This window comes from Paenalicyclobacillus ferrooxydans (genome assembly GCF_001399675.1).
Taxonomy (GTDB): domain Bacteria; phylum Bacillota; class Bacilli; order Alicyclobacillales; family Alicyclobacillaceae; genus Alicyclobacillus_B; species Alicyclobacillus_B ferrooxydans.
In genome coordinates this window covers 1-13,922 of the sequence record NZ_LJCO01000094.1, presented here as the reverse complement: position 1 = coordinate 13,922, position 13,922 = coordinate 1, and the positions used below count along the sequence as shown (strand labels likewise).

The 13,922-nt window shown below is 53.3% G+C and carries 11 protein-coding genes; 4 read left to right on the top strand and 7 right to left on the bottom strand.

Annotated elements, in window-relative coordinates; genetic code table 11:
- Positions 1–269: 269 nt before the first annotated feature.
- From AN477_RS20750 to AN477_RS20735, 5 genes are all read right to left on the bottom strand, one after another.
- Entirely contained in the window at positions 270–833 is a 564-nt protein-coding gene (locus AN477_RS20750; RefSeq protein WP_054971096.1) for a hypothetical protein, read from the bottom strand.
- 293 nt (positions 834–1,126) lie between these two features.
- Positions 1,127–1,663 carry a hypothetical protein gene (locus AN477_RS20745; protein WP_054971095.1) on the bottom strand — a complete coding sequence of 179 codons (537 nt, stop codon included), beginning with the start codon at positions 1,661–1,663 and terminating at the stop codon, positions 1,127–1,129.
- Between the two features lie 166 nt (positions 1,664–1,829).
- Positions 1,830–1,988 (bottom strand): hypothetical protein, encoded by a 159-nt coding sequence (locus AN477_RS24825; protein WP_157062098.1) that lies wholly within the window; start codon positions 1,986–1,988, stop codon positions 1,830–1,832.
- 136 nt (positions 1,989–2,124) lie between these two features.
- On the bottom strand, positions 2,125–3,183 hold the full coding sequence (locus tag AN477_RS20740) for a PIN domain-containing protein (RefSeq protein WP_054971094.1): 1,059 nt from the start codon (positions 3,181–3,183) through the stop codon (positions 2,125–2,127).
- A gap of 70 nt (positions 3,184–3,253) precedes the next feature.
- Positions 3,254–3,538 (bottom strand): nuclease-related domain-containing protein, encoded by a 285-nt coding sequence (locus AN477_RS20735; RefSeq protein WP_054971093.1) that lies wholly within the window; start codon positions 3,536–3,538, stop codon positions 3,254–3,256.
- A 315-nt stretch (positions 3,539–3,853) separates the two neighbouring features.
- On the opposite strand from AN477_RS20735, the gene AN477_RS20730 reads away from it, so the two are divergent.
- Positions 3,854–8,725 carry an AAA domain-containing protein gene (locus AN477_RS20730; RefSeq protein ID WP_054971092.1) on the top strand — a complete coding sequence of 1,624 codons (4,872 nt, stop codon included), beginning with the start codon at positions 3,854–3,856 and terminating at the stop codon, positions 8,723–8,725.
- A 23-nt stretch (positions 8,726–8,748) separates the two neighbouring features.
- Complete coding sequence (locus tag AN477_RS20725) at positions 8,749–9,420, top strand: hypothetical protein (RefSeq protein ID WP_054971091.1); 672 nt, start codon at positions 8,749–8,751, stop codon at positions 9,418–9,420.
- 410 nt (positions 9,421–9,830) lie between these two features.
- Here the strand turns inward: AN477_RS20725 and ytaF are convergent, their stop codons facing one another.
- Positions 9,831–10,493: a sporulation membrane protein YtaF gene (gene ytaF, locus AN477_RS20720; protein ID WP_054971098.1), complete on the bottom strand. Its 663-nt coding sequence runs from the start codon at positions 10,491–10,493 to the stop codon at positions 9,831–9,833.
- 147 nt (positions 10,494–10,640) lie between these two features.
- Between ytaF and AN477_RS20715 the strand changes: the two genes are divergently transcribed.
- Positions 10,641–11,612, top strand: coding sequence for a LysE family translocator (locus AN477_RS20715; protein WP_245631917.1), 972 nt, complete (start codon positions 10,641–10,643; stop codon positions 11,610–11,612).
- 398 nt (positions 11,613–12,010) lie between these two features.
- Here AN477_RS20715 and AN477_RS20710 read toward each other — a convergent pair whose 3' ends face one another.
- The gene (locus AN477_RS20710; RefSeq protein ID WP_054971090.1) at positions 12,011–12,286 is read right to left on the bottom strand and encodes a hypothetical protein; all 276 of its coding nucleotides are present in this window, start codon (positions 12,284–12,286) and stop codon (positions 12,011–12,013) included.
- A 166-nt stretch (positions 12,287–12,452) separates the two neighbouring features.
- On the opposite strand from AN477_RS20710, the gene AN477_RS20705 reads away from it, so the two are divergent.
- Positions 12,453–13,811 (top strand): S53 family peptidase, encoded by a 1,359-nt coding sequence (locus tag AN477_RS20705; protein ID WP_054971089.1) that lies wholly within the window; start codon positions 12,453–12,455, stop codon positions 13,809–13,811.
- The last annotated feature ends 111 nt before the right edge of the window (positions 13,812–13,922 follow it).

Below are 13,922 nucleotides of genomic sequence, written 5' to 3'. Positions count from 1 at the left end.
CCCACATGCCCTCAAACGCCTAGAGTTTAGCCTAATTAACCGTTCCTTCTTAATCCTACTTGAACAGGACAATGAAATCCTGCGAATGAGCGAGCATTCGTGAGAAAAACCTTATTCCACGAGGGAGTCCAATAACGGTTAGTCATTCAAATTGAATATCCATACAACCGCAGGCAGATCACGATGGTTCAGGTCTCGTTCCCGTTAACCCCACAGGAAAAGTCCAAACACTCCCTTGGTCTCCAGGCAATTCAGGGGTGCTTCGCTGTTCATTGAAATGTAAAGCTAATCATGTCTCCACCGCCAATACCCGTTTTAACTGTACTAGGGGTGTTTGAACCGAAGCGAGCTGTCAGAATGAGATTTGATTCGTTTTGAGTGAAACTATAGGATATTCCGTTACTCGTATAGGTCTTATTTACAGATATCGATTGCGGCAAGTTCATGTTCACTAATGTTACGGTGAATACACCGGTAGTGATTTTAGGGTTTTGATAAGCTGTCTGCATCGTTCCATGAGTGGTAACAAGGATGATGCTGTTGTTAGCGACTTGAACCGACTCTAGTGTCAGAGATGGTGAATTGGCTGAATTGTTTGTTCCTGTCGCATTTTGCGTTGCCTGATTCGAGGCTGTGTTATTTGCACCAGTCGTAGTCGTGCTATTTGTAGTTGACGAATTCTGTGTAGCAGCCGTATTTGCTGTATTTTTCGATGCTCCGTTGGTTACGTTCGTTGCTGGTGTCGTTCCAGTGTTTGTAGTTCCACATCCCGCAATAACTCCCACAATACTCAATGCAACACCCGCTGTTGCCCATTGCTTATCACATTTCATCAAGTTTATGCCTCCCCATGATGTTCAATGAAATGTAGACGGAATAAATCCACTGCTCGTTACAATCCATGTCCTGGAGTGGTTTTATGCACTGAGGAGGTCAATCGTAATTGCACATTCCTGCCTCGATAGCGTCGTTTCGAAGCCGCCAACAGCAGCGAATATTCATGCACATATGATGACAGCTGTTTATTCAGTTCACGCCGCCTTATGTCCAATAGTGAATTCACACAATCTATTTGAAAGTCAAACCACCAGTGAGAGTGGCAGTCCGCTCTATTCAGCAATTTTGCTTATTTGACATTAAACTGTTTTTGCCATGCATTGCTCTTTAACCAATTGTACAGTTCGGGGTCTTTGAAGTAGAATGCTTTACTGCCGACTTGGTAGGTTACCACTCCATCAACGAAGTGATATAACTTGCTCAAATCGTTCGAATGTCCTTCCATGTAAAATGTTGGGCTAATCGAAATATGCTGTTTAGAAGGCAATTCCAAGACCAGTCCAGCAGGATTTGTGTTTGCGTTTATCGTGACTGGACGCTTGGGTGGCGGAGGAAGTTGTACCGATACAGGCTGAGCCGTCTGAAGCCACTGTTCGATTTGAGCCACAGTTTGGTATTGGTTCTTCGGACTAAACGAGCCTGCCGCCAATCCCCAGACGACATACGCGTGTTGAATGTCAGTTGCATTCGGGAATTGAATCGTTTGTTGACTTGGTGTCACAACTGCATCAACTTCTTGTGGAGCCGTTGGTTTCCTGACATAACCAGTAATCAATATGCCGAACAAAAGTGCAACAGCGACCACGGCAATCAGTATCCTTCTCATGGGATAACCTCCTGACTGTACTGACGCTGTGTGAGACATTTTGGTTACCCCACGGCGTTTCAAAATCAAATTACACATTTACCTCATTATGGGTTTTGGAAATGACAAACCTGGTACGCTTCCTGCGATTAAGGCCTCTTATGCGAGAGAAGCCATCGTAGGCTTTTTAACGTTTCTTCCTCATGTTCAAAGCGAGAGCCACGACGACGATGAGTATCAACGCAGATAAGACCACCAACGACCCAATGTGAACGTGATTTGGTGCGACAATCGCACCTCCACCGTGACCTGTCATGTTGCCGCTGGACTGAGCATCATTACTCACTCGACACGCCCCATTCCGAACAGAAACAGGTTGTTTCATAGTGTCCGTTTACTCGACTTTCCTGCCCTTATGTTCAATAACGATACCGTAGTCTCGCTCTAAGGAACGCGCTGGGTAGTAGCAGCCTTGTTATAGGTCACCAATCCGACTCGAATGCCTGAAACATAATTGTCTCGGCGTTGTTGATGGAAACCAGATGGATGTCCGCATCGCCAGGGTCATTTTCGTGAAACTCCAGTTCACATAACGCTGTGACAACCTCGCCCTCTAAATGGCGTTCGCCCTCCACACTCTCAACATAAACGTAGCGTTTATCCTCAGAATCCCAAGCTCCATTTGCATAGTCTAGGAACGAAAACTCAGCAGTGTAGTCGACGGAGGTGTCAAATGAAATTATTGCTGTCACCATCCTATTCTCGTTGCGCTCGTACTTTAAGACTAGAGGGTCGTCTAGGAGCTCAATTTGATGAACAGTGACGTGTTCAACGTCGCCTTCTTCATCCAACAAGTCAAACGTCTGTATCGGAAACTCCCCCGTGAGGAGCGCGACAACCTTTGAAGCGTGACGTTGGAATGTGGAAACGATTAAACCGTGGTTGTACTCGTCGTCCTGGTTAAAGAAGTCGAAGAGTTTGTCGAGAGATTCGTGGTGCACGAGACACTCGTGGTCTTCGCAGAAATGCAATGTGTCGGTGTCGCCGCTTACCACATGAAATTTCTCGCCTAATTCAATCGATTTTTGTTCGATGGCCAACAGGGAAAATGCGTCTGGAAACTCATCCTTTTTCCTTGCGCTGAATGGCGCTTCGCCGATGAAATACCGTTCAAAAACATCCGATGGCTTCACAACATCGATGTTGACCGTTTCGACCGCCCCGGTCGAAAGAAACTCGTGAAATTGTCCTAAAAGGTCCGCGTATATCTCATTGAGCTTATCCTTAATTGCGAATATATTGTTATATTCCGCCAGGTTTCTGAGAATTTTGAGCTCCGTTCGAACGTGCTTCGTTTCTTGTCGTACGTTCTCGTGTACGGCCTTATATATGTTCGCTTCGACTTCCTTCTTTACAACGTCTGTAATATAAATCGTAATACGGCCGTCGAGCGCGGCTTCGGCAAGCGCCTTCAATAGGCCAGTCTGGAAAGAGTAGTTCTTTCCTATGTAGATTTGCGTGTCAAGAAAGATGTTCGTCACTTTCAGCCCCCCATCCCTACCGTATTTCGGTATTGTGAACGATTGACTTAGCATAATCAAAGTCAGGTCTTCATTTTTTTACTGCTGATAAGGAACCTCCAAGCTGGATGAGGTGGTCAATTTGTGCCACTCGATCGTTCATCTCAAGCCGCAGGTCATGAATGACCACCCAGTTGTTCGAGTTACCATAGTCAAAGTCAATTAAGTAAGAGGAGTCTCTTTCACCCTTCATGCCTGCCCGAAGAGCGCGAAGTTCTGCGGCAACCGTACTCTTCTTATCTGCAGGGACGATTTCCAAGAGTTCCTCAAGTTGTGTTATGTGAGAGGACCTGTCATCAGGCTGCTTGACAATCATTAGATTATCACCTGGCTCTACGTATTGAGTTAAGACACATTTCGACAGGCACTTGGCAAAACCCTCCATTTTGAGTTGGACTGAAAACACATGAAGCAGGAATAACATCCGTTCAACAGAGTTAAATCTTCTCTGCTTCTCCAGCAAAATGTTGGATTGCGTGTCGTAAATCTTCCCACTTTCTGTCGAAACGTGTATTGAATAACATAGAAATACCCTAAACTATAGGAAGGGTTTATAGACTTGAAACAGGCATATAATCAATCGCGCGCACTCAGTGTGTGGCGAGAGATGTCGTTATAACGGAGGAATTTGATGAAGTCTGCAGCCTCGTCAATTGAACGCAAAAAACTGACGCAGGTCTACCAATACCTTCAAGCCCTCGATCAGATGCGAAATCCTGTGAAGACCCGGGTTGAACAGCAACTGTGGTCTGCGTGGCTGAAGGATATTCCAGATCATGAGTGCGTAGAGGTTCATCACCGTACACCGTTCGCGGGCGGTCTTTCCGCACAGGACATCGCACTGGATGACCCAAATATCGAGACGACCAATCTTGGTGCAAGCGACCTCGATGCGACTGACATAGACACAGCGGATATAGGGACCACCGAGAGCGACGCGGAGTCTCGTTCCGACGCTGAGGATGCCATGCCGTCCTACTTTCTCCGCGTCCAACGCCCGAACCTGACAGAGTGCCCGAATCCCCCCTACGCGCTGCGGGAGTGGTTGCAGGGGGACTGGCGTCAGGTCGATTGGCGTGCCCAGACGCTGGCAACACAGCAGGATGGGATGGATGAGAACGGTAATCCGAACCTTATCCGTTTTGAGGATGACCCTGAGCGCGTCGAAGAATATCAGGAATGGACGGCCAAGCGTGAAGACTGGCTGGTCACGGAACGACCTGCCCGCCGCGTGATGGATATCTTCGAGAAGCTCTACTCTTTACACAACCAAATGGAACGCGAGTCTGAACAGGTTGATTTAATGCTTGGAGACGGCATCCTGTCCTTCACGCCAGCGAAAGACGATTCCATCTATCACCCGGTTCTTCTGCAGCAGGTGGAGCTCCACTTTGATGCGTCTGTGCCGGAGTTCACCTTGACCGAATCGGATAAGGAGCCGGAGCTCTATACGGCCCTCCTTCGCATCTTACCGGATCTGCAGGCGAGTGCCCTCTCCGACCTGCTCGCGGAACTGAAGATGGATGCCTATCACCCGCTCGGTTCGGATGAGACGTCTGAGTTCCTAAAGCGCATTGTCACGCAGATGTCGCCGTACGGACAGTTTTTTACGGAACCGACTTCCATCCGGGATAAGAAGAATCCGGTGATGACGCGCGATCCGCTCCTGTTCCTCCGCAAGCGCACGCTCGGTTTCGCTGTGGCGCTCGAGCGGATTTTGGAGGACCTGAAGCAAGACGGCGAACTGCCAGACTCTGTGCTGAACCTGGTGGGTGTGGAGACGCCACGAGAGGCCCAGGATGAGAGCGCATCCGAGAGCCAGCGGCCCATCGACGTAAACGGAGATGATGAACGCGTCTTGCTCAGCAAAGAGGCAAACGCGGAGCAGCTTCAGATTGCCCTGCGTCTCGAAGCAAACGGTGCCGTGTTGGTCCAGGGCCCGCCAGGTACAGGCAAAACGCACACCATCGCGAACCTGCTCGGACACCTTTTGGCACAAGGGAAAAGTGTGCTCGTCACAAGCCATACGGCAAAGGCCCTCCGTGTCCTGCGCAGCCAGGTCGTAAAACCTCTGCAGCCGCTTTGCGTCAGCGTGCTTGAGAACGACAGCGACAGCCGCAAACAGATGGAAAACTCAGTGGATGCCATTGCGGAGCGCTTGGCCGCTCTCGACGCCAATCAATTGGACGGTGAGGCAGCGGTCTTGGCCGAACAGCGGATCGAGCTGCTTACCAGTCTTCGCGAACTGCGCAATGAGCTCCAGATGGCGCGGCAGGATGAGTACCGCCCGATTGTCATCGCGGGTGAGTCGTACGATCCGTCGCAGGCCGCACGCAAGATCCGTGCCGAACAGGAGCAGCATGCGTGGATTCCGGGACCTGTCGAGCTCGGTGCCCCACTCCCGCTCTCGGTCGGCGAACTGACTGAGCTCTACGCCAGCAATGAACAATTGAAGCCAGACGCCGAGGAAGAATTGAGTCTCGATCTTCCGAACCCGGACACTCTCCTCTCCCCTGCGGCGTTTGACCAACTGACCGAGAAGCGGACGCGCCTTCTGACAGCGAACCGCATCTACAAGCAGTCCTTGTGGATGGACACATCGGCAGACCAGACGGCCAGCCAGATGTCCAACCAGACGGCCGCCCAGACGGTTGACCAGCTTGAACGCCTCCTCGCTGACGCGGCACGGATAGCGAAGTCTGTCGAGGACAATGCACCTTGGCAGACGAGTGCCATCATGGCAGGCAAGGAAGGCGGCGCCCTGCGCACAGCGTGGGACGACTTTATCGAGGAGATTGAATCCGTCTACAAGGCGTCGATGGAAGCACAGCCTCATTTCCTGAAGCACGGCATTGAAGTCTCAAGTAGCCTAAATCTCACCGAAGCAGGGCCGGTGGCGGCGGAGATCCTCGCACATCTCAAGAGCGGCGGCAAGCTCAGCAGTCTCAAACTGTTTACAAAGCGCGAGTGGAAACACTTCATGGAAAAGACCAAAGTGGACGGACGCGCGCCTTCATCCGTCGAAGACTTCGAGGCGCTCCGGGCTTGGATCCTGCTTCGCCTCGAGCGGGATAAACTGAAGGCGCGGTGGAGTCGACAGATGTCCGAACTCGGCGGACCGAGTGTCGAATCCCTGACGGACAGACCGGAAGAGGTCGCACGCCAGTTCATCCACCCAATTGCTCAGAAGCTGAGCTGGTATGACAACGAGTGGAAGCCGCTCGCGGCGTCACTCAAAGGGCAAGGGCTTGACGTTGATTTGCTCTTCGATGACGTTGAAGAGGTCCTCGTTCCAAATGCGGAGTTGGTGCGGCTGTCGAAGCTCTTGACGGAAACCCTGCCTCCCGTCGTGCAGGCACAGATAGACCGCATGCACTGGGCCGAAGTGGAGCAGCAACTGCAGGGTCTCGAGCGGATCGTGACGGAAGCCCTGAACCTCGCGCCTGCCTCCCACGTGCTGCAGGAGCTTCAGCAGACGGTGACGGAGGTCGATGCTGCATCTTACAGCCGTGCTCATCAGCTACTGACCCGCCTCTACGCCATGACCAGCTTGCATCGGCGCAGGATTGATCTGCTCCAGAAGCTCTCCTTGGCAGCTCCCGCGTGGGCTGCGGCCATTCGGCAACGAAGCGGTGTGCACGGCCTTGGCACGCTTCCAGGGTCTCCCGGAGAGGCCTGGGTGTGGCGGCAGTTGTCGGACGAGATCGACAAACGAAACCACAAATCGATGGATGAGCTGCAGGCGAAAATTGCCGACCGAAGCAAGAAACTCCGCGAGGTTACGGCTAGCCTGGTCGAGAAAAAGGCTTGGAGTGCACAGGTTAAGCGCACCACGCTCGCGCAGCGCCAGGCCCTAATGGGCTGGAAGACCCTCATCAAGAAGGCCGGCAAAGGCACGGGCATTCGTGCGCCGCGTCTCCTCGCCGAAGCGCGCAAGCTGATGCCGACCTGTCAGACTGCGGTGCCTGTCTGGATCATGCCGCTTTCCCGCGTCGTCGAGAACTTTGTGCCCGGGCAGAACCACTTTGACGTGGTCATCATTGACGAGGCCAGCCAAGCGGATGTGATGGCCCTGACCGGCCTCTACTTTGGCAACCAGGTCCTCGTGGTCGGTGACGATGAACAGGTCAGTCCAGACGCCGTCGGCCAGAAGGTCGATGAGGCACAGCGGCTCATTGACACGTATCTGACCGACGTTCCGAACGCCAATATCTACGACGGGAAGTCTTCCATTTACGATCTCGCCAAGACGAGCTTCCCGGAGGTCCAGCTGCGCGAGCACTTCCGCTGTGTGTCGCCCATCATCCAGTTCAGCAACCACCTTTCCTATGGCGGCGACATCAGGCCGTTGCGGGATGACAGTCAGGTGGTGCGGCGGCCGTTTACTGTGCCGTACCGCGTGGAGGGTGCGACAGCCGACAGCAAGGTGAACGTGATGGAGGCAGAGGCGATTGTATCTCTGCTCGTGGCCGCGACAGAGCATCCCGCTTACGACGACGCGACGTTTGGCGTCATCTCGCTCCTTGGCGACGATCAAGCGATGTTCATCGAATCGCTCTTGCGCCGTCATCTGCCTGCGACCGAGTACCAGAAGCGGCTTATCCGCTGTGGCAATTCGGCTCAGTTCCAGGGCGATGAGCGCGACGTCATGTTCCTGTCGATGGTCCACGCGCCGAGTGGGGATGGACCACTGCGGATGCTGTCCGATCCCGATAACCGCACCCGCAAACGCTTCAATGTTGCGGCAAGCCGGGCGCGCGATCAACTGTGGGTTGTCCACTCTGTCGATCCGTTCACCGATCTCAAGGAAGGCGACCTGCGGCGGCGGTTGATTCTGCACGCGGCGGACCCGTATCAGTACGACCGGGCCTTGCAGCAACTCGAGGAGCGCACGGAGTCTGAGTTTGAGCGGTTGGTGCTGCGCCGCCTGGTTGATGCCGGGTACCGTGTGCGGCCGCAGTGGAGTGTGGGGGCGTACCGGATCGACATGGTTGTCGAAGGCGGCGGCAAGCGCCTCGCTGTCGAGTGCGACGGAGACCGCTGGCATCCGCCGGAGAAGCTCGCGGACGACATGGCCCGGCAGGCGATTTTGGAGCGGCTCGGCTGGCGGTTTGCACGGATTCGCGGCAGCCAGTTCTTCCGGAACCCGGACCTCGCGATGGCGGCGGTGTTCGAACGTCTGCACGCTCTCGGCATCCCGTCGGAGGGCATCGGGATGGACTCGGGGATGGACCCTGGGGCGGGCGATGCGGCATCGGGGGCGAGATCAGGGACGGCATCGGCGACGGGCCTGGCGGCGGCATCAGGCGTGGCACCATGGGTGGCTGGTGCGGCTGGTGCGGCAGGCTCGTCCACGCAGGCATATGGGGTCGAGGATGCGATCAGTTCTGAAATCAAGGACTGGATTATCAGCCGTGCGGCAGAGTTGCGGCGGGAATGGCTTGAGAACGGATCGGACACAACAGTAGAATTGGAAGAAACCGGGGTAGCAGAGGCCCGTTGACGACATGAGGGGACACCAGGAACATGAAGAGAAATTGGATCAAGTCCATGGAAGAGGAATTGGAAGGAGTTATTGAGGGTCGAATCCACCGGTGGTCGTTTCTGATTGCCGTCTTGGTCATCGGCGGCCTCTTTAGCATCCTGTCCGAGAATGTCACGGTAGGTCCAAGTTGGATCTTGCTCGTGATTATGCTGTTGCTGTGTGTTCCCCTGCTCTTAACCATTTATCTTGGTCAGCATGTATGGACGCGGATCCTGTCATTGACCATGACCGGCGTGCTGACCCTGGGCTTACTCAGCAGCGTCATATTTCTTGTCTATTCATTGTTTCACCATTCTGCGAGTGCACTCGTCTTGTTTCGTGATGCATTTGTGCTTTGGTCTTCAAACGTCGTATTGTTTGGAATCTGGTATTGGGAGGTAGATCAGGGCGGGCCAATACGCCGGCACGTAAACCCGATGCAGACGACAGATTTCCTGTTTCCACAAAGTACGACACAGGGGGACTTATGGGCGACTTGGAAGCCGTCCTTCATCGACTACCTGTTTCTTGCCTTCAACACGAGTACCGCATTCAGTCCCACGGATACCCTCGTGATGTCTAAGCGGGCCAAGGTCCTGATGATCACCCAGGCTTCGATCTCATTGGTAATTGTCGCTGTGCTCGCGGCTCGGGCCATCAATATCATCAATTGAACATTGTTTCGTCGAGGCTATTGGTTTCGTCGAGGCCTTATGCAGTTGAGGCGTTGTTCACTTGGCCGGTCAACGACAACAAAAAGCCAAAGTGCCCCCGCCGGCCGGTCTATTGAACCTCGATTGGTGAGGTTCAAGCCATCGGATCCGCTCGGGGGACAACTTCGGTAGACATCTTTGGTAGACATCTTTGGTAAACAATATCTGAAACAACGCGCAGCCATTTCACAGCAACCCATCTACCGCTAAGCAGCATGATCGGCCGCAATGCTCTCATCCATGGGCATGTGCATAGCGCAGCAAAAGAATGACGCCTAAGACGATATAGGATATTCCGGACACAATGTTCCACCACTTTCCCATACCGCTTGCACCTCTGAGCTGTCATATGTTCACGACAGTCTGAGCCATCAAATGTTCACGACAGTCACCAACATATGAGCCGCAATTAACAACAGGATTGCTCCACTAATCATCGTACTGAACTGGCCCAAGTTGAACCGACCGATTCGAATATGTGCCACTCGTTCACCAAGTTTGACCCCGGACCAGATGGCTATGAAACTGAATAAGGCAGCCGCCGTGGATACGTACATGGGTGACAGTTTCATCAGCCCTGCACCAAGTCCGTTGGTCAATGCGTTCATGGATACTGCCACACCTAAAACCAAGGCTTCCGTAATGCTGATCTCCCCAGACTTATCTTTGTCCGCTCGCTCAGGCTCATCAACATACGAAGTGAATCTCTTGCTTTCGGGCTTTGATTCTGCCTGTGATTGGGACGCCTTGCGTTTGGCGGTAAGTGTGATGAGAATGATTCGCACCCCAATAATCAGTACGAACAATGCAGCAACGACTGTGGAAAGCGTTCCTGGCATGATTTTTGAAATGTACCCGCCAAAGTAAATCCCTGTAATACTGAACACAAAAGCGATGATCGCGATGAGAAGATTGGCCCGAAGCCCAATCCTGATTTTCGTGACACCGTACGACACACCGACTCCAAAGTTGTCGATGCTCGAGGAGATAGCAAACCCCAGCACCAGCAGCCACTGAGTGATATCCACAGCCATGACCTCCTCACCGGCAAACCCAAATCCTGTAATGCCAGTTGCCGATGCCATATCATACACAGCCACTACGGGAGGTGTTCGGCAGGACAATCCATTCTGGGTCGAGGCCCGGAATACTCGCATGGCCATCAGGGTATCCGCTCGTCCATGGGCCACGTTTCATTTCCGATTGAGACCAACCTGATTGAGACCGATGTGATTGAGACCGATGTGATTGAGACCAACTGGGTCACGGTCATGGTATTTTATTCTGGGTGTCCGTCTATAGTGACAAGGGAATTTACAGGTAGCCGCTTGCCCCCAAACGTGAGTTTCATCGAGACGACGGATGGTGCAGCAGCGGATCGTGCAAGGGTGGATTGTGCAGCCGCGGATCGTGCGACAACGGATCGTGCGACGGCGAACTATGAAGCAACGGGTCGTGCAGCCATAGCTCAGTTCATGTATCATCAGGACAAAAAGGGCCACACAAGAGGAGGGGCGGCGACGTTGACTTTTCATCATTTCGGGTTGTTTCTTGTTGCCTCGTTCGTATTGCTGATTATCCCAGGTCCATCAGTCCTTTACATTACTGCGCGAAGTATTGATCAAGGGCGTGCAGCAGGACTGGCCTCTGTGTTTGGGAGTGCACTCGGAACCGTCATGCTCGTTGTTGGTTCCGCAATCGGTCTGTCCGCCATCCTTGCCTCCTCAGACATTGCCTTTAGTATCGTGAAGTACCTTGGTGCAGCTTATTTGATTTACCTCGGAATCAAAAGCCTATTCAGCAAAGAGCAGTTCGAGCCCATAGCGGTTGAGCCGAAAAAACTGTCAAGCATCTTCAGGCAGGGGATGTTTGTCGCTCTCCTCAATCCCAAAACAGCGATTTTCTTCTTTGCGTTTCTGCCCCAATTCGTTGATCCACAACACGGACTTATCTGGGCTCAAACCATCATTCTCGGTCTGACACTTGTAACTCTAGGTATTTTCACCGACAGCGCGTACGCTTTGTTGGCCGGCACCCTTGGAAACTGGATGCGGCGCAGATGGAGGTATCAAAAGAAACAACACTATGTCACCAGCGCAATCTACCTGACACTTGGTACACTGACTCTGTTCTCAGATTCGGGACGGGGCTGAATTTTCAAGGAGTCTACTGAGCCTCGGGGATGTATCGAGTTTGAATCCGAGGGCTGCGTTGGTCTGTCTGTGGTTATCAGAGGAACTCAGTTCCTCTGCGGCCCCGGCGGGCCTCGCTGGGCGATCCGATTGCGGAACTCAGTTCCTCTATTGCCACGCGGGACCTCGCCGGGCGTTCCGATAGCGGAACTCAGTTCCTCTGTTGCCACGCTGGACCTCGCTGGGCGATCCGATTGCGGAACTCAGTTCCTCTATTGCCACGCTGGACCTCGCCGGGCGTTCCGATAGCGGAACTCAGTTCCTCTGCGGCCCCACTGGACCCCGCCGGGCGTTCCGATAGCGGAACTCAGTTCCTCTACTGCTCCGCTGGCCCTCGCCGGGCGATCCGATAGCGGAACTCAGTTCCTCTGCCGCCCCACTGGACCCCGCCGGGCGTTCCGATTGCGGAACTCAGTTCCTCTGCCGCCCCACTGGACCCCACCGGGCGATCCGATAGCGGAACTCAGTTCCTCTACGGCCCCGGCGGGCCGGGCCGGACCTCGCCGGTCGATCCGATAGCGGAACTCAGTTCCTCTGCCGCCCCACTGGACCCCGCTGGTCGATCCGATAGCGGAACTCAGTTCCTCTACGGCCCCGATGGACCGCGCGGGACCGCGCCGCTTAGCCCATTTCACCCACTCTCCCCCATTGTGACAGTCGAAATTCAGCAGAACAGAATGCTAATTTTAGCCTTACCGGCACTTCACTTCGACATATTTTTCCGTTTGATTGTGGTAACTTCATTTTGAATATTCAATACAACCTTTTTATAGTTTGACTTTCATTTTTTGGGGGTGCTTGATGATGAAAGGAAAGAAGAAGTGGGTAGCAATAACGAGCGCTGCGCTGACCACCGGCGGAGTCGTGCTTACGGCTGCTGCAGCAACACCAGCCATGGCGGCCACCGTCTCCGTATCTCAGGGGGTTGCAGCACCGGTAGCTCAGAGTGCCACTGTGTTTGGAAACACTCCAACCAACCAACCAGTGACCGTAAGCATCATTCTCAACGCAAGAAACCAATCGCAATTGGAGAATTACATTCAACAGACGGTCACCCCGGGAAGCCCTAACTACAGGAAGTTCCTTACCACGCAGCAGTTTGCCCAGCGTTATGGTCAGTCTTCAGGGGTCGTTCAAGCCATCGTTGGATATTTCAAACATTACGGTATTTCTGCGCAGGTCTACCCTGACAATCTTGATATCACCTTGAACGGAACAGCAGGACAGTTCAACAATGCCTTTGGAGTTGTTTTGCAACAAATGCAATATAAAGGTCAGACATTCCATGGAAGCAAACAAGCGCCGAAGGTGCCATCCAATCTAGCCAGTCCAATTTTAGCTGTGCTGGGATTAACAAACTACGCCCCGTTCTCAACGAGTACGGCGCAAACGTCAAAATCAATTTTGCAGAAAGCGTCCGTCTCATATGCACCCCGCAGTGGATCAAGCACACCCGCGAATGTCGAGACTCCGCAAGACGTGGAGAAACTCTACAACATCTCACCACTTATGAACAAGGGTGATCTCGGTCAGGGTCAAACGCTGGGCATCGTCACGCTGGCCAGTGTCAATCCAAGCGATGCATACGCTTTCTGGAAAGCTTATGGAATAAAGAGCGCCCCAAACCGCATCTCTACTGTAAACGTGGACGGCGGGGCCGGTGCTCCGTCGTTGACTGCCGGATCGGGCGAAACCACCCTTGATGTCGAACAATCTGGTGCGCTGGCTCCAGACGCCAATATCATCGTCTATCAGGCGCCGAACACTGATTACGGCTTTGTGGATGCCTTCTTTAATGCGATATCGCAGAACCAGGTCGGTTCGCTCTCGGCTAGTTGGGGGTCGAGTGAAGACGCCGTCAACTACGCGGTCAGCAGCGGCCAGGAATCTCCGAACTACGCACAGGCTTTCAACGAGGCATTTATGGAGGCGGCCGCACAAGGGATTAGTACGTTTGTTGCAACAGGGGACTATGGTGCCTATCAAGCCGTAAGCGATATAGGAACAACAGACCTGAGCGTGGGCAATCCTGCTGACAGCCCATATGTCACCGCTGCCGGAGGGACGACCTTACCAAGTTCCACGAGTGCAGTCCTGCAATACTTCGGAGTCAATATCCCCTCACAACGTGCATGGGGGTGGGACTCCCTCGTGGAATAAGGTTTTTCTCACGAATGCTCGCTCATTCGCAGGATTTCATTGTCCTGTTCAAGTAGGATTAAGAAGGAACGGTTAATTAGGCTAAACTCTAGGCGTTTGAGGGCATGTGGG

Bases quoted from the DNA above. Each gene is read 5' to 3' on its own strand.
- AN477_RS20750 (WP_054971096.1), bottom strand. From the start codon at position 833: ATGAAATGTGATAAGCAATGGGCAACAGCGGGTGTTGCATTGAGTATT.
- AN477_RS20745 (WP_054971095.1), bottom strand. From the start codon at position 1,663: ATGAGAAGGATACTGATTGCCGTGGTCGCTGTTGCACTTTTGTTCGGC.
- AN477_RS20735 (WP_054971093.1), bottom strand. From the start codon at position 3,538: ATGATTGTCAAGCAGCCTGATGACAGGTCCTCTCACATAACACAACTT.
- AN477_RS20730 (WP_054971092.1), top strand. From the start codon at position 3,854: ATGAAGTCTGCAGCCTCGTCAATTGAACGCAAAAAACTGACGCAGGTC.
- AN477_RS20725 (WP_054971091.1), top strand. From the start codon at position 8,749: ATGAAGAGAAATTGGATCAAGTCCATGGAAGAGGAATTGGAAGGAGTT.
- ytaF (WP_054971098.1), bottom strand. From the start codon at position 10,493: ATGGCTGTGGATATCACTCAGTGGCTGCTGGTGCTGGGGTTTGCTATC.
- AN477_RS20715 (WP_245631917.1), top strand. From the start codon at position 10,641: ATGGGCCACGTTTCATTTCCGATTGAGACCAACCTGATTGAGACCGAT.
- AN477_RS20705 (WP_054971089.1), top strand. From the start codon at position 12,453: ATGATGAAAGGAAAGAAGAAGTGGGTAGCAATAACGAGCGCTGCGCTG.